The organism is Stenotrophomonas sp. T8 (genome assembly GCF_051853085.1).
GTDB classification, from domain to species: domain Bacteria; phylum Pseudomonadota; class Gammaproteobacteria; order Xanthomonadales; family Xanthomonadaceae; genus Stenotrophomonas; species Stenotrophomonas sepilia.
This window is the reverse complement of sequence record NZ_CP195329.1, coordinates 4,209,384-4,230,010: the sequence shown is the minus strand read 5'-3', so window position 1 is coordinate 4,230,010 and position 20,627 is coordinate 4,209,384. Positions and strand designations below refer to the sequence as shown.

The 20,627-nt window shown below is 66.4% G+C and carries 16 protein-coding genes; 9 read left to right on the top strand and 7 right to left on the bottom strand.

What is annotated here, in order from left to right:
• Nucleotides 1–82: 82 nt before the first annotated feature.
• From ACSDHM_RS19480 to ACSDHM_RS19460, 5 genes are read right to left on the bottom strand one after another with little or no spacing between them, the layout of a single operon-like run.
• Nucleotides 83–517 carry a hotdog fold thioesterase gene (locus tag ACSDHM_RS19480; protein ID WP_049414459.1) on the bottom strand — a complete coding sequence of 145 codons (435 nt, stop codon included), beginning with the start codon at nucleotides 515–517 and terminating at the stop codon, nucleotides 83–85.
• 10 nt (nucleotides 518–527) lie between these two features.
• Nucleotides 528–2,582, bottom strand: coding sequence for a phospholipase D family protein (locus ACSDHM_RS19475; RefSeq protein ID WP_252744568.1), 2,055 nt, complete (start codon nucleotides 2,580–2,582; stop codon nucleotides 528–530).
• On the bottom strand, nucleotides 2,579–3,196 hold the full coding sequence (locus tag ACSDHM_RS19470) for a YceI family protein (RefSeq protein WP_065178694.1): 618 nt from the start codon (nucleotides 3,194–3,196) through the stop codon (nucleotides 2,579–2,581). The genes ACSDHM_RS19475 and ACSDHM_RS19470 overlap by 4 nt, the downstream gene beginning before the upstream one ends.
• A gap of 4 nt (nucleotides 3,197–3,200) precedes the next feature.
• A complete protein-coding gene (locus tag ACSDHM_RS19465) occupies nucleotides 3,201–3,677 on the bottom strand; it encodes a SixA phosphatase family protein (RefSeq protein WP_061479387.1) in 477 nt (158 codons plus the stop codon).
• A gap of 49 nt (nucleotides 3,678–3,726) precedes the next feature.
• Nucleotides 3,727–4,356: a ParA family protein gene (locus ACSDHM_RS19460; protein WP_005420986.1), complete on the bottom strand. Its 630-nt coding sequence runs from the start codon at nucleotides 4,354–4,356 to the stop codon at nucleotides 3,727–3,729.
• A 123-nt stretch (nucleotides 4,357–4,479) separates the two neighbouring features.
• On the opposite strand from ACSDHM_RS19460, the gene ACSDHM_RS19455 reads away from it, so the two are divergent.
• The gene (locus ACSDHM_RS19455) at nucleotides 4,480–5,964 is read left to right on the top strand and encodes an AAA family ATPase (protein ID WP_439426510.1); all 1,485 of its coding nucleotides are present in this window, start codon (nucleotides 4,480–4,482) and stop codon (nucleotides 5,962–5,964) included.
• A gap of 698 nt (nucleotides 5,965–6,662) precedes the next feature.
• Here the strand turns inward: ACSDHM_RS19455 and ACSDHM_RS19450 are convergent.
• Nucleotides 6,663–7,298 carry a tetratricopeptide repeat protein gene (locus tag ACSDHM_RS19450; RefSeq protein WP_080104369.1) on the bottom strand — a complete coding sequence of 212 codons (636 nt, stop codon included), beginning with the start codon at nucleotides 7,296–7,298 and terminating at the stop codon, nucleotides 6,663–6,665.
• 169 nt (nucleotides 7,299–7,467) lie between these two features.
• Between ACSDHM_RS19450 and ACSDHM_RS19445 the strand changes: the two genes are divergently transcribed.
• From ACSDHM_RS19445 to ACSDHM_RS19435, 3 genes are all read left to right on the top strand, one after another.
• A complete protein-coding gene (locus tag ACSDHM_RS19445) occupies nucleotides 7,468–11,154 on the top strand; it encodes an indolepyruvate ferredoxin oxidoreductase family protein (protein ID WP_439426509.1) in 3,687 nt (1,228 codons plus the stop codon).
• A 226-nt stretch (nucleotides 11,155–11,380) separates the two neighbouring features.
• Nucleotides 11,381–11,635: a helix-turn-helix domain-containing protein gene (locus ACSDHM_RS19440; RefSeq protein WP_227836869.1), complete on the top strand. Its 255-nt coding sequence runs from the start codon at nucleotides 11,381–11,383 to the stop codon at nucleotides 11,633–11,635.
• A gap of 2 nt (nucleotides 11,636–11,637) precedes the next feature.
• A complete protein-coding gene (locus ACSDHM_RS19435) occupies nucleotides 11,638–12,963 on the top strand; it encodes a type II toxin-antitoxin system HipA family toxin (RefSeq protein ID WP_072167388.1) in 1,326 nt (441 codons plus the stop codon).
• Here the strand turns inward: ACSDHM_RS19435 and ACSDHM_RS19430 are convergent, their stop codons facing one another.
• Entirely contained in the window at nucleotides 12,964–13,578 is a 615-nt protein-coding gene (locus ACSDHM_RS19430; RefSeq protein ID WP_005420993.1) for a DUF938 domain-containing protein, read from the bottom strand.
• 688 nt (nucleotides 13,579–14,266) lie between these two features.
• Between ACSDHM_RS19430 and ACSDHM_RS19425 the strand changes: the two genes are divergently transcribed.
• The 5 genes from ACSDHM_RS19425 to ACSDHM_RS19405 are packed head-to-tail and all read left to right on the top strand — an operon-like array spanning nucleotide 14,267 to nucleotide 20,626.
• Nucleotides 14,267–15,898 carry a TldD/PmbA family protein gene (locus tag ACSDHM_RS19425; protein ID WP_072167390.1) on the top strand — a complete coding sequence of 544 codons (1,632 nt, stop codon included), beginning with the start codon at nucleotides 14,267–14,269 and terminating at the stop codon, nucleotides 15,896–15,898.
• A 30-nt stretch (nucleotides 15,899–15,928) separates the two neighbouring features.
• Nucleotides 15,929–17,563, top strand: coding sequence for a TldD/PmbA family protein (locus ACSDHM_RS19420; RefSeq protein ID WP_061479900.1), 1,635 nt, complete (start codon nucleotides 15,929–15,931; stop codon nucleotides 17,561–17,563).
• Nucleotides 17,564–17,584: 21 nt separating this feature from the next.
• Nucleotides 17,585–18,919 carry a TldD/PmbA family protein gene (locus ACSDHM_RS19415; protein WP_065197264.1) on the top strand — a complete coding sequence of 445 codons (1,335 nt, stop codon included), beginning with the start codon at nucleotides 17,585–17,587 and terminating at the stop codon, nucleotides 18,917–18,919.
• A complete protein-coding gene (locus ACSDHM_RS19410; protein WP_005421001.1) occupies nucleotides 18,919–19,626 on the top strand; it encodes a DUF4159 domain-containing protein in 708 nt (235 codons plus the stop codon). The genes ACSDHM_RS19415 and ACSDHM_RS19410 overlap by 1 nt, the downstream gene beginning before the upstream one ends.
• A gap of 16 nt (nucleotides 19,627–19,642) precedes the next feature.
• Nucleotides 19,643–20,626 (top strand): AAA family ATPase, encoded by a 984-nt coding sequence (locus ACSDHM_RS19405; protein ID WP_061479903.1) that lies wholly within the window; start codon nucleotides 19,643–19,645, stop codon nucleotides 20,624–20,626.
• Nucleotide 20,627 lies beyond the last annotated feature (1 nt).

The following is a 20,627-nucleotide window of genomic DNA, read 5'->3' as shown; positions in this document are numbered from 1 at the left end:
CCGATTTAGGCCATAACACCCATCGACCGGGGCAATCGGCGGGGAACGCTGGGTTCCGCTGCCGTCACCGGCCGTCCGGGGCTCAGCCGTGGCCGGCCGCCACCACCGCCAGGGTCAGCCGCGAGATGCACACCAGGCGGCCCTGCTCGTCCTCGATGCGGATCTCCCACAGCTGGGTGCTGCGGCCGACGTGCAGTGCACGTGCGGTGCCGGTCACGGTGCCCGAGCGAACGGCGCGTACATGGTTGGCGTTGATCTCCAGCCCCACGCAGATCTGTTTGGCCGTATCCACGCACAGGTTGCCGGCGCTGCTGCCCAGGGTCTCGGCCAGCACCACCGACGCGCCGCCATGCAGGATGCCGTAGGGCTGGCGGGTGCGCTCGTCCACCGGCATGGTGGCCTGCAGCCAATCGTCGCCGGCCGCGCTGAAGACGATGCCCAGCGACTCGATCGCGGTGTTGCGGCTGAGCGTGTTGAGCTGCTCGAGGGAAACGGCTTCGCGGAACACCAGGGTCATGCGGGCACCTTCAGAGGATGGGAACGAGGCCGGCGCCGAATGCAGTGAGCATGCGGACCAGCAGCCATTTCGGGCCGACATTGACCTCGGGGAAATCGCCCACGGCGACATAGCAGCGGTGGAAGTCCGGGTCCTGCCGGGGCAGCGGCCGCGGACAGTCCGGGCCGGGCTTGAACTCGTAGTCGGTGGCATAGCGCCACGGCCAGAAGTCGAGGATCGGCAGTGCCTCGGAGGCCTTGCCGACGCTGTAGTTGAGCCCGGACAGCACCGGCGGCTTGGCCCGCGGCGCCACCGTCCACGAGTTCTGCGGGTGGATATCGCGCAGGATGCTCTCGGCCAGCTGCTCGGCGAAGGCCGGGTCATCGATGATCACCGCACCTTCGGTGTTGTAGTTCTCGCTGCGCGGATCGAAGTTGTGGGTGCCGACCACGCCGATGCGGCGGTCGACCACCAGCGACTTGGCATGCAGGCCCATGCGCGCGCCCTTGCGGGTGACCGGCAACGGCTTGTTGACCGCCTTGCTGCCCAGGAAGGAGGGCCGGGTCTCGGTGCGCAGCAGGCGGGTCTCGACCTCGCTGCCGGCCGCGCGGCGGCGCTCGCGCGCGTTCTGGTAGGCACTGCCGGTGCGCGGGTTCACCGCCAGCTGCTTGCCGGTGGGTGCCGGATGCTCATCGCGATCGCGGCTGTCGCCGGCATTGCTGCCCGCGGCGCTGCCGCCGATCAGCGGATTGCGCCCGCCGTCGTCGTCACCCCCGGGCGCGGCGATCGGATCAGGCAGCAGGTTGCGGTAGTCGACCGGTGCATCCAGCGGGAACGGCTTGTACTCGAAGATGTTGAAGCCCAGTTCGCGCATGTTGCGCCGCTTGTACTTGTACGACAGCGCATACACGATCGGGTTGTCGGTGGCGGCCAGGCTGTTGCTGGACACCACCACCCGCGGCGGCTGCGGGCGCTTGCGCAGCTCGCGGAACAGCTTCTGCGCCGGCTTGGACAACACCAGGTATGGCGTCTGCAGGATCACTTCCTCCTGCGCGCCGGCGATCAGCGCATCCAGCTGCGGCTCGGTCACGTGCTGGCCCGCCAGTGGCGCATCGGCCTTCTCGCGCCGGTGCTTGCGTGGCAGGTCGGCGACATAGCGCACCGAGGCCACCGGCAAGGCGGTATCGACGAAGGAACGGCTGACGAAGTCCATGTCATTGGCTTCGGCACTGACCCGCTGCACCCGCTCGGGGCGGCGGAAGCTGGCCGGCGGCAGGGTCGGCACGCCCTCGCGCAGCAGGGTGCGGCCGACATCGTTCAGGCGCTCGGCCGGCACGCTGCGCCTGGCATGCCAGAAGGCATCGAAGTTGGCGGCCATCGCCCGCGCCTCCGGGCCGGCGATCAGCACGTCGCGGTCGCGGAAGTTGTACTCGCGGTCCCAGTCGTAATAGTCGTCCTGGTAGTTGCGGCCACCGACCACGCCGATCGCATCGTCGATCACCAGCAGCTTGTTGTGCATGCGCTGGTTGAAGCGGCGGAAGCAGCACAGCACGCTGCCGGCATAGTCGAAGTAGTTCAGCCGGGCCTTGCCGAAGGTCGGGTTGTAGACCCGCAGCTGGAAGTTCTGGTGCGCGCCGGACAGCGCGCCGAGGATCTGCAGGTCGGAGATCGCCGAGAGCTGGTCGATCAGCACGCGCACCTTCACCCCGCGCCGCGATGCAGCCAGCAGCTCGTCGATGACCAGCCGGGCGCTGTCGTCCTTGTCGAAGATGTAGGTCTGCAGGTCGATGCTGCGGGTAGCGCTGCGCAGCAGGTTCAGGCGCGCCACCAGCGCACCTTCGCCCTCGTCGAGCAGGGTGGCGTAGTGGCGCGGCTGTTCGGGGGTGGATTCGGTGAACGCCCGGCCGGCCAGCGCACGCAGCGGTGAGTCCTGCGCGCAGCGGTCGGCGCGCTGGCAGCCGACCACGGTCGAGCGCGCCTGCACGGCGATCGCTTCGGCACGGTCGCGCTCGGCATGCGAAAGCGACGCGCAGCCGCTGCCCAGCAACACCGTTGCCAGCGCCAGTAAACGCAGCAGGAGGGTCACGGTTTCGGCGCCTCGCTCAGGCGCGCACGTAATACGAAGGTCACTCGGTCACTCAGGGCTAGCTGCCAGCTGTCCATTCCATACCGGCCTCGCTGCACGGTACCGCGGCTGACGACATCGCAATCATAGCCGGGTCGGGCGCACTCCGCCTTCTCGACCCGCAGCGACTCGGGGTGGCTGACGCCGCGCAGGGTCAGCCGGCCGTTGATGTCGCCGCCCTGTTCCACCGTCTCCGGCCAGTATGGCAGCGAGTCGAACTCGACCACCGGATGGCGCCCTGCATCGAAGAACTCTTCGCCGCGCATCCAGCCGGTGTAGCGCGCCTTGCCAGGGATCTCCACCGAACGGGTGAACATCTTCAGGTGCACCTGGTGGCGCCCGTCGGACAGGATCTCGATGCGCCCCTCGAAGTGCGGGAATACGCCTTCGATGCGCTGGCCGAAACGGGTCCGCACCTCGAAACCGATCCGCGAGCGCTGGGTATCCAGGCGCATTACCCGCGGTGCTTCGGCGGACACCGGCGGCAACGGCGTTGGTGGGGGCACGGCGGCCCAGGCCGGGCCAAGCGCCAGCAACGCGGGCAGCAGGAAGCGGCTGCGCCGCGCCTGGCTCATCGGATCACGGCCACCAGAACGCGTTCAGGCTGGCCACGCCCGGCTCGATCGAGACCTCGCGCGGGAAGCCGAGGACGGCCACGCCGCCCGGCGGCATGCCGCGGTAGTCGCTGCTGGTGCCGTCGGTCATCAGGGCCACCAGCTGCTCCAGGCCCGGGTTGTGGCCCACGATCAGCACCCGGTCCAGGTCGCGACGCTCGTCCACCAGCGCCGCCAGGGTGCCCGGGGTGGCTTCGTAGATCCGGTCTTCCAGGCGCTTCTCGACATAGCCGATGGCCGTCATCACCGCTTCCAGGGTCTCACGGGTACGTCGCGACGGCGAGCACAGCACGCAGTCCGGCAGCAGCTTGTTTTCCTTCAACCACTTGCCGGCAGCTTCAGCTTCGGCCAGCCCCACCGGCGACAGCGGCCGGTCGAGGTCGGCCTGGCCGGAAACGGCGGGTTCGGCATGGGCATGGCGCAGCAGGATCAGTTCACGCATCGCGGGTTTCCATGGAGAAGAGGATGCAGCAGGAGAAGTGAGGCAGGCATCAAAGCTTGAGCCAGGACAGCAGCGGCTCCCAGTCGGCCTGGTGTTCGCGCACCTGGGCGGAGCGATAGTCGAACAGGCTGCGGCCCAGGCCGGTCATGACCACGTAGCTCTGGCTGTCACGCAGCTGCGCGACCACCGGGTACGGCCATTCGGCCAGCATCTGCAATGCCTGCTGCGAGGTCTGGGTCCAGGGTTTGGTGCGGTTGAGGACCAGCCCTACCGGCAGCTTGCGGCTGTGCACGCGCGGGTTCTGGGCCAGGCTGTTGAGGAAGCCGACGATGGCTTCGATATCCAGCGCCGAGGGCAGCACCGGCACCACCACGGCGTCGGCCGCGTCCAGGAAATGGGGGATATCGTCGGCCAGCGCGCCGGCGGGTGCATCGATGATGACGGTATCGGTACCGTCGGGCAGCTTCTGCGCCCACTGCTTCTTCCGATACACATCGATGGGGAGCACCGCGCTTTCCAGCCCGGCACGCCGTTGTGCCCAGCGGGTGCTGGAGCCCTGCGGGTCGGCATCGGCGATCACCGTGGCCTTGCCCTGCAATGCCGCGTACGCGGCCAGGTGGGTGGCGACGGTGGTCTTGCCCACCCCGCCCTTGGAACCGGCCACCAGGATCGTCTTCATGCCAGCCTCGCTTCCGGGTACGTGCCCCGAGCGTACACCGGCGGTGGTGACGGGAGGTAGCGCCGTGCTGAACCCGTGGCCATCGCCTTTGCTATCGTGGCGCCCCCGAAGGATCGAACCGGCATGAGCGAACTGCAGGACCTGAGCGCACTGATCCGCGCCAATACCCCCCTGATCGTCATCGAGACCCAGGACGAGGGGCGCATCGTTGAACTGTTCCGGCAGACGCTGATGCACGTGTGGCGGGCCCTGCACCGCTGGTCCATCACCGAGGGCCTGCGCCGCATCGACCTGGACCGCGAGGATCCGCCGGTCGGCCCGCCCGATGCCAGCGCCGCGCTGCAGATGATCCGCCAGGCTGATCAGCGCGGTGTCTACCTGCTGCTCGATTTCCACCCCTACCTGGGCTATGCCAGCCACCAGCGCGCACTGCGCGACCTGATCCAGCGCCGCCACAGCGAGCCGCACGTGCTGGTGCTGATCGGCGCCAAGGTCGAGCTGCCGGCCGAGCTGGAAGCACTGGCGGTGCGCTTCAACCCGCGCCTGCCCGATGCCAACGCCCTGCTGAAGATGCTGCGCGAGGAGGCCGACGCCTACGCACGCGAGCACGGCGGCCGCCGTGTCGAGGTCGACAGCGAGGCGGTGAAGAAGATCCTGAAGAACCTGCAGGGCCTGAGCCTGGTCGATGCCCGCCGCATTGCCCGCCAGCTGATCTACGCCGATGGCGCGCTGCGCGACGACGACCTGCCGCAGCTGGCACGGCTGAAGTTCGAGCTGCTCAACCGCAGCGGCCACCTGTTCTTCGAGCACGACAGCGCACGCTTCGGCGACGTGGCCGGCGCCAACCGGCTCAAGCGCTGGATCAGCCAGCGCCGGGTGGCCTTCATCGCCGGCTCGGCACCGGCCGGCCTGGACCCGCCGCGCGGCATGCTGCTGCTGGGCGTGCAGGGCTGCGGCAAATCGATGCTGGCCAAGGCCACCGCCGCCGGCTTCGGTGTACCGCTGCTGCGCCTGGACGTGGGTGCGCTGTACAACAAGTACCACGGCGAGACCGAGGCCAACCTGCGCCAGGCGCTGGCCTCGGCCGAGCAGCTGGCGCCCTGCGTGTTGTGGATGGATGAGATCGAGAAAGGCTTGGCCAGTGGTGGCGAGGACGGTGGCGTATCGCGCCGCGTGCTCGGCTACCTGCTGACCTGGATGGCCGAGCGCAAGGCGCCGGTCTTCATCGTCGCCACCGCCAACCAGGTGCACGAACTGCCGGCCGAACTGCTGCGCAAGGGGCGTTTCGACGAGATCTTCTTCGTCGACCTGCCCCCCCCCGAAGTGCGCGTGGAACTGCTGCGGCTGCATCTGGGGCGACGCCAGCTCAATGGTGACGACTTTGCGCTGCCGGCGCTGGCGGCCGCGGCGAATGGTTTCTCCGGCGCGGAGATCGAGCAGGCGATCGTGGCCGGACTGTACGCAGCGCACGCCGAAGGCCGGCCGCTGGACACCGAGCTGCTGATGAATGAGATCCGCGCGACGCGGCCGCTGTCGGTGCTGATGGCCGAGCAGGTAGAGGCACTGCGGGCATGGGCGTCGGGGCGGACGGTTTCCGCGGACGATTGAGGTTCCCGCGAACGGCGCAGCCCCTCGTGGCGGCTGGTTGGCTGTGAACATCAAAAGCCGCGCTTGGCCGGGCGGGGTGGATTCGCGGGGGACGCCGTAAACCCGTCCTGAAGTGACCCCCGCGAACCCACCCCGCCCGGCCTCTGACAATTTCCGAGTGCGTCCGCCACGGAAAAGAAAAAAGAAAAGCAGAAGCGCTTGGCTGGCTGCTTTTTGTCGAGCCGAGCCCACGCTCGGCTGCCTTTCGATCAGATATCGGATACTCGATTCCGATGCAGATTCATCCACGCATGGCGTGGATCTACCGTGTCGCCCAAGGTCGACACCTACCAACAGCAGCGTCGAACCGTCAGAGGTGGGGCGGTGTGGGTTGGCAGGACCGTTGGCGCCATGGGCCCGAGGCATACCTCGGGCGGGTTGGTCAGGACGCCCAACCCCGGTCTTGCCGTGTGCGCAGGACTGCGCACACGAGCAAGGCGCCATCGAGCCCCCATGGGTGAGGGGGCTTTGCTTGCGAAGCACTGCTTCGCAAGCGCCCGAACGCCCAGCCTCCAGCGGCTGGGCCGGGCCGCGGAGCGGGGTTTACGGCGTGTCCTGCCAACCCACACCACCCCGCCATCCCGCGGATTGCCCGCTGTTGCTGTTGCTTCGGCTGTTGCTTCTGCGGGTGCCGGGTGCAACCCGGCCGCCCCCTACCCTCAGGGCCAGGCCGGCGGCGCGGCCGCCCACGCCTGCTGCACTTCGGCCAGCGAGGCACGCTCGTCGTCGCGCCACAACGGCAGCAACTGCGCATAGCGGCTGCTGTCGCTCCATTGCGTCGGCTCGGTACGCACTGCGGCGGCATACCACTGCACCGCCTCCTGCTTCCGCCCGGCCCGCCACAGCGCCAGCGCATAGGTCGGTGGCAACCAGCCCGGCTTGCTCAGCGAACCACCGGCAGCGGCCTGCCATTGCTCCAGGGCGGCTTCGGGCTGGCCCTGACGCAGCAGGTCCCAGCCGTAGTTCCAGCGCACGCCACGGCCCAGGCTGCCCTGCACCGGCGCATCCTTCAGCGCTTCGCGATACAGCTGTTCACCCAGTTCGGTACGGCCCTGGGCAATGGCCACCGACGCCAGCTGCACGGTGGCCTCCACGGTCCGCCGGCCGCGCTCGCGCTGCTTGAGCAGCTGCGCCACCAGCGCATCCCCGTCGGACTGGACCACGATCATGGGCACGGCGGCCGCATCGCTGTCGAAGTAGAACTCCTGTGGTGCCGGCACCGCCGGCGCGGCCCACACCGGGGCCGTTCCCGAGACCAGCAACATGCTGCCCAGGATCTTTCCTGCAACTGACATCCCTTCTCCCCAGGCCGCAACCGCAGCCTCCCTCTCTCTCCCCGATCCTAACCCCAGCATGGCCGCCGGCGCGAGTGCCGGGGCGGCCGGGCCTCGCTGCTACAATTCGCGCCTTTCCCGCCGCGTGCCTGCACGCGGCCGGTGCCAGCCGATCCTGACCGGGCCAGCCATGACCAGTACCGCGCAACTCACGTCGCCCTCCTCCACCGACCTGATCGACCGTGACTACACGCTCGACCACAAGTACACCCGCAACGAGGGGCGGATCTATCTGAGTGGCGTGCAGGCGCTGGTGAAGCTGCCGCTGATGCAGCGGCTGCGCGACGCGCACCAGGGCATCGACAGCGCCGGCTTCGTCAGTGGCTACCGTGGCAGCCCGCTGGGCGGCTTCGACCTGGAGCTGTGGCGCGCACGCAAACACCTCGACGCCGCCAAGGTGAAGTTCACCCCCGGCCTGAACGAGGACCTGGGCGCCACCATGGTGTGGGGCACCCAGCAGACCAACCTGTTCCCCGGCGCCAACGTGCAGGGCGTGTTCGGCATGTGGTACGGCAAGGGCCCGGGCGTGGACCGCTGCGGCGACGTGTTCAAGCACGCCAATGCCGCCGGCACCTCGCGCTACGGCGGCGTGCTGGCACTGGCCGCCGATGACCATGCCTGCCGCAGCTCGACCCTGCCGCATGGCAGCGAGGACGAGTTCGTCAGCGCGATGATGCCGGTGCTGAATCCGGCCGGTGTGCAGGACATCCTCGACATGGGCCTGCTGGGCTGGGCGATGAGCCGCTATACCGGGCGCTGGGTCGGCTTCAAGACCATCGCCGAGACAGTCGAATCATCGGCCTCGGTCGAGGTCGACCCGATGGCGCGCCGCATCGTGCTGCCGGAAGACTTCGAGATGCCTTCGGGCGGTCTCAACATCCGCTGGCCGGACCCGCCACTGGACCAGGAAATGCGCCTGCACCGCTATGCGGTGAAGGCCGCACAGGCATTCGCCCGCGCCAACGGCATCGACAAGGTGGTGATGGACGCGCCGCGCGCGCGGCTGGGCATCGTCACCACCGGCAAGAGCTACCTGGACGTGCTGCAGGCGCTGGAATACCTGGGCCTGGACGAAGCCGCCTGCGCCGACATCGGCATCCGCGTGTACAAGGTCGGCATGACCTGGCCGCTGGAGCCGCAGGGCATCGCCCGCTTCGCGCAGGGCCTGGAAGACATCATCGTGGTGGAGGAGAAGCGTGCCTTCATCGAGCGCCAGATGAAGGAACAGTTCTTCAACTGGCCGGCCAGCTGGGGCCAGCGGCCGTCCATCGTCGGCAAGTACGACGAGAGCGGCGAATGGATCCTGCCGTCCACCGGCGAGCTGACCCCGGCCACCATCGCCGGCGTGATCGGCCGCCGCATCCAGAAGTTCTTCAACAACGCATCGATCGAGCAGCGGCTGCAGTGGATGCAGGAGAAGGAAGCCGAGCTTGCGTTGCCGCGCGCCAGCTTCCCGCGCGTACCGCATTACTGCTCGGGCTGCCCGCACAACACCTCCACCAACGTGCCGGAAGGCTCGCGTGCGCTGGCCGGCATTGGTTGCCATTACATGGTGACCTGGATGGACCGCAGCACCGACACCTTCACCCACATGGGCGGCGAAGGCGTGACCTGGGCCGGGCAGGCGCCGTTCACCGATACCCCGCACGTGTTCCAGAACCTCGGCGACGGCACCTACTTCCACAGCGGCTCGCTGGCGATCCGCCAGGCGGTCGCCGCTGGCGTCAACATCACCTACAAGATCCTCTACAACGATGCGGTGGCGATGACCGGCGGCCAGCCGGTGGACGGTCCGCTGAGCGTGCCGGACATTGCAAAGCAGATGCGCGCCGAAGGCATCCACACCATCGTGGTGCTGTCGGACAACATCGGCAAGTGGACCGGCCAGCGCGAGCACTTCCCCAGCGACGTCGAGTTCCATGACCGCAGCGAACTGGACGAAGTGCAGAAGCGCCTGCGCGAAGTAAAGGGTGTGTCGATCCTGATCTACGAACAGACCTGCGCCACCGAGAAGCGTCGCCGCCGCAAGCGAGGCAAGCTGGAAGACCCGCAGAAGCGGGTGATGATCAACTCGCTGGTCTGCGAAGGGTGCGGTGACTGCGGGAAGAAGAGCTTCTGCGTGTCGGTGCTGCCGAAGGAAACCGAGTTCGGGCGCAAGCGCGAGATCGACCAGTCCAACTGCAACAAGGACTATTCCTGCGTGAACGGCTTCTGCCCCAGCTTCGTCACCGTGCACGGTGGCCAGCCGCGCAAGGGCAGCAAGCGCGATGCGTCCACGCTGCTGGACAACCTGCCGGCGCCGACCCTCCGCGACAGCCTGGAACAGCCCTGGAACATCCTGATCACCGGCGTCGGCGGTACCGGCGTGGTGACCATCGGTGCGCTGCTGGGCATGGCCGGCCACCTGGAAGGCAAGGGTGCAACCGTGCTCGACCAGACCGGCCTGGCGCAGAAGGGCGGCGCGGTGACCACGCACATCCGCATTGCCCGTCGCCCTGAAGACATCCATGCCGTGCGCATCGCCGCTGGCGAGGCCGACCTGGTGCTGGGCTGCGACATGGTGGTGGTCAACGATTACTGGGCGCTGTCGAAGGTCCGTGCCGGCCGTTCGCAGGTGGTGCTGAACACTTACGAAGCGATGCCAGGCACCTTCACCACTCGCCCAGACATGCAGTTCCCCGCCGCCGACATCATCGCCGGCGTGCGCGTGGCACTGGGCGGCCAGGAGCCGTTGCTGCTCGATGCCACCCAACTGGCCACCGCGCTGCTGGGCGATGCCATTGCCGCCAACCTGTTCATCCTCGGCTACGCCTGGCAGCAGGGCCTGGTGCCGCTCTCGTTCGAGTCACTGATGCGCGCCATCGAGCTCAATGGCGCCGCCGTGGCGATGAACCAGCAGGCGTTCGCCTGGGGCCGACTGGCCGTGGTCGATCCGCAGGCGGTGCAGCAGGCCGCCGGCCTGGTGCGCAACCGCCATACCGATACCGAATCCACCCCGGGCCCGCTGCATCCGCTGCCGCCAGGCGAGTGGGAGGGCAATGAATGGGGTGCCACTGCGGCACCGCGCAACACCGGCGACGAACGCGAACTGCGTGGCCTGCCCTCGCACGGTGGCGACGTGGCGTTCCTGCCGCTGGACGACGCCCGCCTGTCGCGCTCGCTGGATGAAATGATCGAGCGCCGCGCCGCGTTCCTGGTCGAGTACCAGGATGCCGCCTACGCCAGGCGCTACCGTGACCTGGTAGCGCGCGTACGCGCCACCGAAGCCGACCGCATCGGCGGTTCCACTGCGCTGACCGAGACCGTGGCGCGCTACCTGTTCAAGCTGATGGCCTACAAGGACGAGTACGAAGTGGCGCGCCTGTACACCAGCGGCGACTTCCAGCGCCGCCTGCAGCAGCAGTTCGAGGGCGACTACCAGCTGCGCTTCCATCTGGCACCGCCGCTGTTCGCGAAGAAGGACGAGCAGGGACGGCTGCTGAAGAAGGAATACGGCCCGTGGATGTTCAAGGCCTTCGGTCTGTTGGCGAAGCTGAAGTTCCTGCGTGGCGGCCGCTTCGATGTGTTCGGACGCACCGAGGAGCGCCGCATGGAGCGCAAGCTGATTGCTGATTACGAGGCGACGGTGCAGGTGCTGCTGGACGGGCTGGAGGACGACCGTCTGTCGCTGGCGGTGGAGATCGCCAGCATTCCCGAGCACATCCGCGGCTTCGGCCATGTCAAGGAAGCCCACTTCGCGCAGGCCAAGGCGCGGGAAGCGGCCCTGCTGGCGCAGTGGCGCAACCCGAAGGCGCTGCATATCGTGCAGGTGGCTTGAGAAAGGACGCAAGAAGCCGGGCAAGCTATAAGTTGCATTCCAAATAAGAAAGCTATAGGTTGCATTTCAAATAAGAAAGCTATAGGTTGCCTTACAACGAAGCAACCTATGGATTGCTATCGTCGAGCGCAGGGTACTGACTCGTTTGCAGCGGAAGGGCTTGTATCGGGGCGCCTACCACCCGCGCTCGCCTGACCAGCGCATCGCCGATGAAGGAGAAAGCTCTGTGGCAGTCAAGTTTGTTGTCCGAACTCCCCAACAGTTGGGCTCGCTCATGAAAGCGTTTCGCAAGCAGGCGGGCCTGACACAGACAGATCTTGGCAAACAACTGGGTATCAGCCGCCAAGCGGTGACAGCTCTGGAGCACGAACCAGAAACAGCTTCGTTTGGGCGCCTGATGAAGGTGTGGGCGGTACTAGGAATCGAGGTGACTCTACAGCAGGGGACGGAGCGCTCAAGCAATCAAGATATGGAATGGTAGCGATGAGTGAGCTAGCGATCTGGATGAACGGTGTAGAGGTAGCGAAATGGCAGCAGAACTCGAACAGCTCTCCGCGCCTTACCTACACCCAAAACTGGCTTGAGTCTGGTTCGCCACGCCCTATTTCCCTCTCACTCCCATTGCTGCCACTTGGTGAAAGTCACCGTGGACAGAAGGTTGTCGACTACTTCGACAACCTTCTTCCTGACAACAGCGAGATCAGAAGCAGGCTACGCGATCGCTTTTCAACCCGCTCAGCGGGAACCTTTGACCTTCTCGAGGCCATCGGTCGGGATTGCGTTGGCGCTGTGCAGCTGCTACCCGTTGCAGCCACACCCAACGATCTGCAGAGCATCCAATTCCGGCCATTGAATGAGGGCGAAGTTGCGGACATCCTGCGAGGAGTTACTGCACCCGCACTGCCAGGATCAAGGCACCATCCGAGTGACGAGTTTCGAATCTCTATCGCCGGTGCACAGGAGAAGACAGGGCTACTTCTGCACGAGGATCAGTGGTGTATTCCCATCGGCAGCACGCCTTCTACTCATATCTTCAAGTTGCCCCTAGGCCTGGTCGGCAACATGAGGGCAGACATGCACCAGTCAGTCGAGAACGAGTGGCTGTGCATGCATCTGCTTTCCGCCTTCGGAATTCCCGTTGCAGAGACGCAAATGGGACGTTTCCAGGACCAACGCGCGCTCATTGTTGAGCGATTCGACCGCCGTCTGTCTGCGGACCGCCGATGGTGGCTGAGGTTGCCACAGGAAGACATGTGCCAGGTCTTTGGTCTGCCCGCCGCCAGGAAATATGAATCGGATGGTGGCCCAGGCATCGTGGCCATCATGGATCTGCTTCGACAATCCGAGCATTCCGAGGACCGCGCGACCTTCTTCAAGACGCAGATTCTTTTCTGGATGTTGGCTGCAATCGATGGCCATGCCAAGAACTTCAGCGTTCACATTGAAGCTGGCGGCCGCTTCAGATTAACGCCCATCTATGACGTGCTTTCGGTCTACCCCATTCTCGGCCGCGGACCCGGCCAGCTGGAGCCTCGTGATGCGAAGCTCGCCATGAGTATCAACGGACGGAATCGACACCGAAGTCTGCTGGATATTCGACGACGGCATTGGAACGAAACAGCTCGCGTCTGCGGTGTAAGCGATGGCGCAGAACCATGGATCGAGACACTGCTGGAATCCGTGGAACCTGCCATCGCACAGGTCACGCGTCAGCTCCCGGATGATTTCCCTTCCAACGTGTCCGGACCTATTTTCCAGGGACTGCGTGCTGCTGCGGCACGCCTTTCCAGCATGGCACCGGAGGCCTGATCACCCCAACCGCCACAGCAGCAACCGGTTATTGGCCGGCATCGCCACGTCACCCAACCGGGTAAACCCGTTGTCGGCCGCCAGCGCCTGCACCGCTTCGCTGTCGCGGATACCGCTGCGCGGGTCGCGCGCCTTCAGCCAGGCATCGAACTGCGCATTGCTGTCACTGGTATAGCGGCCGCCATAGTTGAACGGACCGTAGATCGCCAGCAGCGCACCGTGACGCAACAGTGGCGGCAGCGCGCCGAACAGCACCTGCACGTACTCCCAGCCCATGATGTGCAGCGTGTTGGCGCTGAATGCGGCGTCGAACGTGCTGCTTTCTGGAAGGTCCAGGCCCGTCGCCGGTGGCAGCTCCACCTGCAGCGCCACCGGCGGCAGCAGGTTCAGCAGCGCGGCCTCCGCACGCCAGGCTTCGATGCCGGGCAGATGGTCCGGATGGTCGCTGGGCTGCCAGCGCAGCCACGGCCAGCGCTCGGCGAAGAAGGCTGCGTGCTGGCCGGTACCACTGCCGATCTCCAGCACCCGATGGCGGTCGCCCATCCACGGGTCGAGTGCGGTGGCGATGGGTTCGCGGTTGCGCTCGCAGGCTTCTGAATACGGCTTGCTCGACATCAGGACGGTGTCCAGGCGGGGTCGGCCCCATTGTGCACGAGGGGGTGTCTGCAGGGCTTGCAGCCCTGCACCCGCAGGAGCCGGAGCCAGAGCCAGAGCAACGTCAAAAGCTGGCATTCCGTGGGTTGGCGGGGTGGGCCCGGTTGCGGGGGGCGCCGTAAATACGTCCCTGTAGGCTCGGTCGCCGCATCCATGCGGCTCACGCCCCCGCAACCGGACCCACCCCGCCTTCGACAGATTTCCGCGATCTGTCGGAAGTGCTCTTGGGGTCAGATCCGTTTTCCACAGGAAAACGGATCTGACCCCGGATTCATTTCGATACCTGACAGATGTGTCGACCAAGGTCGACACCTACCAACAGCCGCAGGAATCTGTCAGAGGTGGGGCGGTGTCGGATTGCGGGGTGTCAGCCGCATGGATGCGGCTGCCAAGCCTCCATGGACGGATTCACGGCGTCCCCGCAATCCGACACCGCCCCGCCCACCCACGGAATGCCGCTCTGGCTCTGGCTTTGGCCGTTGCCGTTGCCGTTGCATTGAGCAGGTGCAGGGCTGCAAGCCCTGCCGAAACCCTCCCCAACCATGACTGCAGTCACTTGCCCGGTTGCGCCGCGCTGGCGAAAGTCGAGGAGTTGACGTGATCGGTCCGGCGCGTTGCCGACCGCACGCAAGCGAGAGAGAGAAACGCTGTGCAACGACGTGAGTTCCTGGCTTTTTCCGGCCTGGGCCTGGCCGGCCTGCTGCTGCCGCATTCCCGTGCCATCGCCGCCGAGCAGCTGCTGGCGCCGGTCGATACCGCCCAGCGCCGGCGCTTGGCCGAGGTCGCGCTGGCCACCGCACGCTCGGCCAAGGCCAGCTACTGCGATGTGCGCATCGGCCGCTACCTCAATCAGTCGGTGATCACCCGCGAGCACCAGGTCGGCAATGTGACCAACCGAGAATCGTCCGGCGTGGGTGTGCGGGTGATCGTCAACGGTGCCTGGGGCTTTGCTGCCACCCATCAGCAGACCGAGGCCGCCGTGCGCGCAGCGGTCGAGCAGGCCGCAGCAATCGCCCGCGCCAACGCCAGCATCCAGACCCGCCCGGTGCAGCTGGCACCCACGCCGTCCGTCGGTGAAGTGCGCTGGCAGACGCCCATCCGCAGGAACGCGATGGCGGTGCCGATCCAGGACAAGGTCGAGCTGCTGCTGGCCCTCAATGCCGCTGCGCTGGATGCGGGCGCCGACTACATCAATTCCACCCTGTTCCTGGTCAACGAACAGAAGTACTTCGCCTCCAGCGACGGCTCGTTCATCGACCAGGACATCCACCGCATCTGGTTGCCGTTCACCGCCACCGCCATCGACAAGGCCAGCGGCAGATTCCGCACCCGCGCCGGCCTGTCCTCGCCGATGGGCATGGGCTATGAGTTCCTCGATGGCGATGCGCGCGGCAAGGTGCAGCTGCCCGGTGGCATCACTGCCTACCGCGATTCCTACGACCCGGTCGAGGACGCCATTGCGGCCGCCCGCCACGCGCGCGAGAAACTGAAGGCGCCGTCGGTGAAGCCCGGCAAGTACGACCTGGTGCTGGACCCGTCCAATCTGTTCCTGACCATCCACGAGAACGTTGGCCACCCGCTGGAGCTGGACCGCGTGCTCGGCTACGAAGCCAACTACGCCGGCACCAGCTTCGCCACGCTGGACAAGCGCGATGCCGGCTTCCGCTGGGGCAGCGACATCGTCACCTTCTTCGCCGACAAGACCCAGCCCGGCAGCCTCGGCGCGGTCGGCTACGACGACGAGGGCGTGAAGACCCAGCGCTGGGACCTGGTGCGCGACGGCATCCTGGTCGATTACCAGGCCACCCGTGACGAAGCCCATATCCTCGGCCGCGATGCATCGCATGGCTGCAGCTACGCCGATTCCTGGTCCAGCGTGCAGTTCCAGCGCATGGCCAATGTCTCGCTGGCGCCGGGCAAGCAACCGCTCAGCGTCGAGGACATGATCAAGGACGTGGAGAACGGCATCTACATCCACGGCCGCGGTTCGTATTCGATCGATCAGCAGCGTTACAACGCGCAGTTCGGCGGCCAGCTGTACTACCAGATCAAGGACGGAAAGATCGCCGGCATGGTTGAGGATGCGGCCTACCAGATCCGCACCCCGGAATTCTGGAATGCCTGCACCGCCATCTGCGATGAACGCGACTTCCGCCTGGGCGGTTCGTTCTTCGATGGCAAGGGCCAGCCGGGCCAGGTGTCGGCGGTCTCGCACGGTTCATCCACCACCCGCTTCAACGGCATCAACATCATCAACACCGCGCGCAGTCTCGGCGCTTGAGCCACCCATCCTTCGACATGGAGAGCAGCCTTGCAAAGACGTGACTTCCTGGCCCTGACCGGGCTTACCGCGGGCGGGCTGATCGTGCCCTCCTTCTTCGGCAAGGTGATCGCCGCCGAGCAGCTGCAGAGCACGCTGGACCTGGGGCTGAAGAAGCGCCTGGCCGATGCGGCGCTGGCTGCCGCCCGCCAGGCCGGTGCCACCTACTGCGACGTGCGCATCGGCCGCTACCTGCGGCAGTTCGTGATCACCCGCGAAGACAAGGTGCAGAACGTGGTGAACACCGAGTCCACTGGCGTGGGCATCCGCGTGATCGTCAATGGTGCGTGGGGCTTTGCCGCCACCAACGCGCTGGGTACGGCCGATGTGGCCAAGGCCGCGCAGCAGGCGGCGGCGATCGCCAAGGCCAATGCCGGCGTGCAGACCGCGCCGGTGCAGCTGGCCAAGGCGCCGGGCGTGGGTGAGGTGAGCTGGCGCACGCCGATCCGCAAGAATGCGATGGAGGTGCCGATCAAGGACAAGGTCGGCCTGCTGCTGGACGTCAACGCCGCCGCAATGGGCGCCGGTGCCAGCTTCGTCAACTCGATGCTGTTCCTGGTCAACGAGCAGAAGTACTTCGCCTCCACCGACGGTTCCTACATCGACCAGGACGTGCATCGCATCTGGGCGCCGATGACGGTCACCGCCATCGACAAGGCCAGCGGCAAGTTCCGCACCCGTTCGGGCCTGTCCTCGCCGATGGGCCTGGGCTACGAGTACCTGGACGGCGCCGCCGCGGGCAAGGTGGTCAGCCCCAATGGCGTGGTCAACTACAGTTCTTCCTACGACATGAAGGAAGACGCCATCGCCGCCGCCCGGCAGGCGCAGGAAAAGCTGAAGGCACCGTCGGTGAAGCCGGGCAAGTACGACCTGGTGCTCGATCCGTCGCACACCTGGCTGACCATCCACGAGTCGATCGGCCACCCGCTGGAACTGGACCGCGTGCTCGGCTACGAAGCCAACTACGCCGGCACCAGCTTCGCCACCCTGGACAAGCGCGAACAGCGTTTCCAGTATGGCAGCGAGCTGGTCAACATCTTCGCCGACAAGACCCAGCCGGGCAGCCTCGGCGCCGTGGCATACGACGATGAAGGCGTGAAGTGCAAGCGCTGGGACCTGATCAGCAACGGCAAGCTGGTGGACTACCAGACCATCCGCGACCAGGCCCACATCCTCGGCAAGACCGAGTCCGACGGCTGCTGCTATGCCGACTCGTGGTCCAGCGTGCAGTTCCAGCGCATGGCCAACGTGTCGATGGCACCGGGCAAGAAGCCGCTGAGCGTGCCGGACCTGATCAAGGACGTGGAGAACGGCATCTACATCATCGGTGACGGTTCGTTCTCGATCGACCAGCAGCGCTACAACGCGCAGTTCGGCGGCCAGCTGTTCTACGAGATCAAGAACGGCCAGATCACCCGCATGCTGGAAGACGTGGCCTACCAGATCCGCACGCCGGAGTTCTGGAACGCCTGTACCGCCGTGGCCGACGAGCGTGACTACCGCCTGGGCGGTTCGTTCTTCGACGGCAAGGGCCAGCCGGGACAGGTCTCGGCGGTCTCGCACGGTTCGTCGACCGCGCGCTTCAACGGCATCAACGTCATCAACACCGCACGCAGCCTCGGCTGACCGGTCAGGAGCCCTTACACCATGAGTATCTTCACCGAAGCCCAGGCCAAGGCCATCCTCGACAAGGTCATCGCCCTGTCCAAGGCCGACGAGTGCACCGCCGTGCTGGCCGGCGCGATCAGCGGCAACATCCGTTTCGCGCTGAACAATGTCTCCACCAGTGGCATCGTCGACAACACCGAGCTGGCGGTCACCGTCGCCTTCGGCAAGCGCGTCGGCACTGCCTCGATCAACGAGTTCGACGACGCCGCGCTGGAACGCGTGGTACGCCGTGCCGAAGACCTGGCCCGCCTGGCCCCGGAGAACCCGGAGTTCATGCCGGCCATCGGCAAGCAGAGCTACCGCGCCAGCCCGACCTTCAGCGAATCCACCGCCGCGATCGATCCGGCCTTCCGTGCGAAGGTCGCTGCCGATTCGATCGCCCCGTGCCGCGGCCACGGCCTGGTCGCCGCCGGCTTCCTGGAGGACGGGCAGGGCTTCCAGGCCACCGCCAACAGCAACGGCAACTTCGCTTACCAGCGCACCACCAACTTCGATTACACCTGCACTGTGCGCACCGAAGATGGCCGCGGTTCGGGCTGGGTCGGCCGCAACCTGAAGGACGCGGCGGACTTCAAGGCTGACCAGGACATCCGCATCGCCATGCGCAAGGCAACCGAATCGGCCGAAGCCAAGGCACTGGAACCGGGCAAGTACACGGTCATCCTGGAGCCGGCCGCAGCTGCAGGCCTGATCAGCTTCATGATGAACTTCTTCAGTGCACGCTCGGCCGATGAGGGCCGCAGCTTCCTGTCGAAGAAGGGCGGCGGCAACAAGCTGGGCGAGCAGGTCTACGACCCGCGCGTGACCATGATCGCCGACCCGTGGCATCCGGAGGCGCCGGTGCTGCCGTGGGACAACGAAGGCCTGCCGCGCGAACGCATGGCCATCATCGAGAACGGCAGGATCGCCAACCTGGACTACTCGCGCTTCTGGGCGCAGAAGCAGGGCAAGACCGCCAAGGCTACGCCTGGCAACCTGCTGATGAGCGGTGGCGACAAGAGCACCGCCGAGCTGGTGCGCGGCACCCAGAAGGGCATCCTGGTCACCCGCACCTGGTACATCCGCATGGTCGACCCGCAGACCGTGCTGCTGACCGGCCTGACCCGCGACGGCACCTTCTACATCGAGAACGGCCAGATCAAGTACCCGGTGAAGAACTTCCGCTTCAACGAGTCGCCGGTGATCATGCTCAACAACATCGAAGAGCTGGGCAAGCCGGTGCGTGTGGCCGGTGATGAGTCCAGCTTCGTGATGATGATCCCGCCGATGAAGCTGCGCGATTTCACCTTCACCTCGCTGTCCGACGCGGTCTGATGGATCGCCGGGCCTGCCTGCGCTGGTTGGCCGCTGCCGCTTCGGCGGCGGCGCTGCCAGCCTGGGCACAGGCAGGCCCGCGCAGTTCGCGCTACGACTTCTGGTTCACCCGCCTGCAGTACGACTCCGGTGACTGGGACGTGGACGCGCGCATGCCGTCCAACCTGATCACCTCGCTGATCGACTACACCTCGCTGCGCGTGGACCCGCAGGAACACGTGGTGGCCCTGGCCGACCCGCGCATGCTGGAAGCGCCGTTCTGCTACCTGGCCGGGCACACGCTGGTGGAGTTCAACGCCGCCGAACGGCAGAACTTCGTGCGCTACGTGCGCAATGGCGGCTTCGTCTTCGTCGACGACTGCAACCATGACATCGACGGCCTGTTCGCCACCTCGTTCGAGGCACAGATGGGCCGGCTGTTCGGCCCGAAGGCATTGCAGAAACTGCCCAACAGCCACGCGCTGTACCGCAGTTTCTTCCGCTTCCCGGACGGTCCGCCCGCCACCAGCTTCGAACTCAACGGCTGGGGCGACGACCTGGTGCACGACTATCTGAAAGGCATCGAGGTCGATGGTCGGCTGGGCCTGCTCTACAGCAACAAGGACTATGGCTGCGAGTGGGACTACGACTGGCGCAACAAGCGCTTCCTGGCCGAAGACAACACCCGCTTTGGCGTCAACATCGTGATGTACGCGTTGAACAATTGACAGGACCTGCACGCCCATGAACTCCCCCGACCTCGATTCCCTGCTGCCGCGCCTGGATGAACTGCGCGCCGCGCTTGCACGCGCGGTGGTGGGCCAGCACACGGTGGTCGAGCAGCTGTTGATCGGCCTGCTGGCCGGTGGCCACTGCCTGCTGGAAGGTGCGCCCGGGCTCGGCAAGACCCTGCTGGTGCGCTCACTCGGCCAGGCATTGGAACTGCAGTTCCGGCGCGTGCAGTTCACCCCCGACCTGATGCCCAGCGACATTCTCGGCACCGAGCTGCTGGAGGAAGACCATGGCACCGGCCATCGCCATTTCCGCTTCCAGCAGGGCCCGATCTTCACCCACCTGCTGTTGGCCGACGAACTCAACCGCACCCCGCCCAAGACCCAGGCCGCACTGCTGGAGGCAATGCAGGAACGCACGGTCAGCTACGCCGGCACCACCTACGCATTGCCCGCGCCGTTCTTCGTGCTGGCCACGCAGAACCCGATCGAGCAGGCCGGCACCTACCCGCTGCCCGAAGCGCAGCTGGACCGCTTCCTGCTGCATGTGCTGGTGGATTACCCCAGCGAAGACGAGGAACGGCGGATCCTGGAACAGACCACCGGCGGTGCCACCGACGCGGTGCCGAAGGTGATGGATGCCGAGGCGGTGATCGCCCTGCAGGCGGCTGTGCGGCAGGTGCATGTCAGCCCCGACGTGCTGGCCTGGATCACCCGCCTGGTGCGCGCCAGCCGGCCCGGCGAAGGCGCCCCGGCGGCGATCAACCAATGGGTGAAGTGGGGCGCCGGTCCGCGCGCCGGGCAGTCGCTGGTGCTCGCGGCAAAAGCGCGCGCCTTGCTGCAGGGCCGCTTCGCCGCCACCCGCGAGGACGTGCAGGCGCTGGCCGCGCCGGTGATGCGCCATCGCCTGCTGCTGTCGTTCGCCGCCGAGGCCGAGCAGAAGCGTGCCGACGACGTGGTCGCCGCCCTGCTGCAGGCCGTGCCATTCCCGGGTTGAT

Bases quoted from the DNA above. Each gene is read 5' to 3' on its own strand.
- ACSDHM_RS19480 (WP_049414459.1), bottom strand. From the start codon at position 517: ATGACCCTGGTGTTCCGCGAAGCCGTTTCCCTCGAGCAGCTCAACACG.
- ACSDHM_RS19470 (WP_065178694.1), bottom strand. From the start codon at position 3,196: ATGAGCCAGGCGCGGCGCAGCCGCTTCCTGCTGCCCGCGTTGCTGGCG.
- ACSDHM_RS19450 (WP_080104369.1), bottom strand. From the start codon at position 7,298: ATGTCAGTTGCAGGAAAGATCCTGGGCAGCATGTTGCTGGTCTCGGGA.
- ACSDHM_RS19455 (WP_439426510.1), top strand. From the start codon at position 4,480: ATGAGCGAACTGCAGGACCTGAGCGCACTGATCCGCGCCAATACCCCC.
- ACSDHM_RS19430 (WP_005420993.1), bottom strand. From the start codon at position 13,578: ATGTCGAGCAAGCCGTATTCAGAAGCCTGCGAGCGCAACCGCGAACCC.
- ACSDHM_RS19460 (WP_005420986.1), bottom strand. From the start codon at position 4,356: ATGAAGACGATCCTGGTGGCCGGTTCCAAGGGCGGGGTGGGCAAGACC.
- ACSDHM_RS19415 (WP_065197264.1), top strand. From the start codon at position 17,585: ATGAGTATCTTCACCGAAGCCCAGGCCAAGGCCATCCTCGACAAGGTC.
- ACSDHM_RS19435 (WP_072167388.1), top strand. From the start codon at position 11,638: ATGAGTGAGCTAGCGATCTGGATGAACGGTGTAGAGGTAGCGAAATGG.
- ACSDHM_RS19445 (WP_439426509.1), top strand. From the start codon at position 7,468: ATGACCAGTACCGCGCAACTCACGTCGCCCTCCTCCACCGACCTGATC.
- ACSDHM_RS19410 (WP_005421001.1), top strand. From the start codon at position 18,919: ATGGATCGCCGGGCCTGCCTGCGCTGGTTGGCCGCTGCCGCTTCGGCG.
- ACSDHM_RS19405 (WP_061479903.1), top strand. From the start codon at position 19,643: ATGAACTCCCCCGACCTCGATTCCCTGCTGCCGCGCCTGGATGAACTG.
- ACSDHM_RS19465 (WP_061479387.1), bottom strand. From the start codon at position 3,677: ATGCGTGAACTGATCCTGCTGCGCCATGCCCATGCCGAACCCGCCGTT.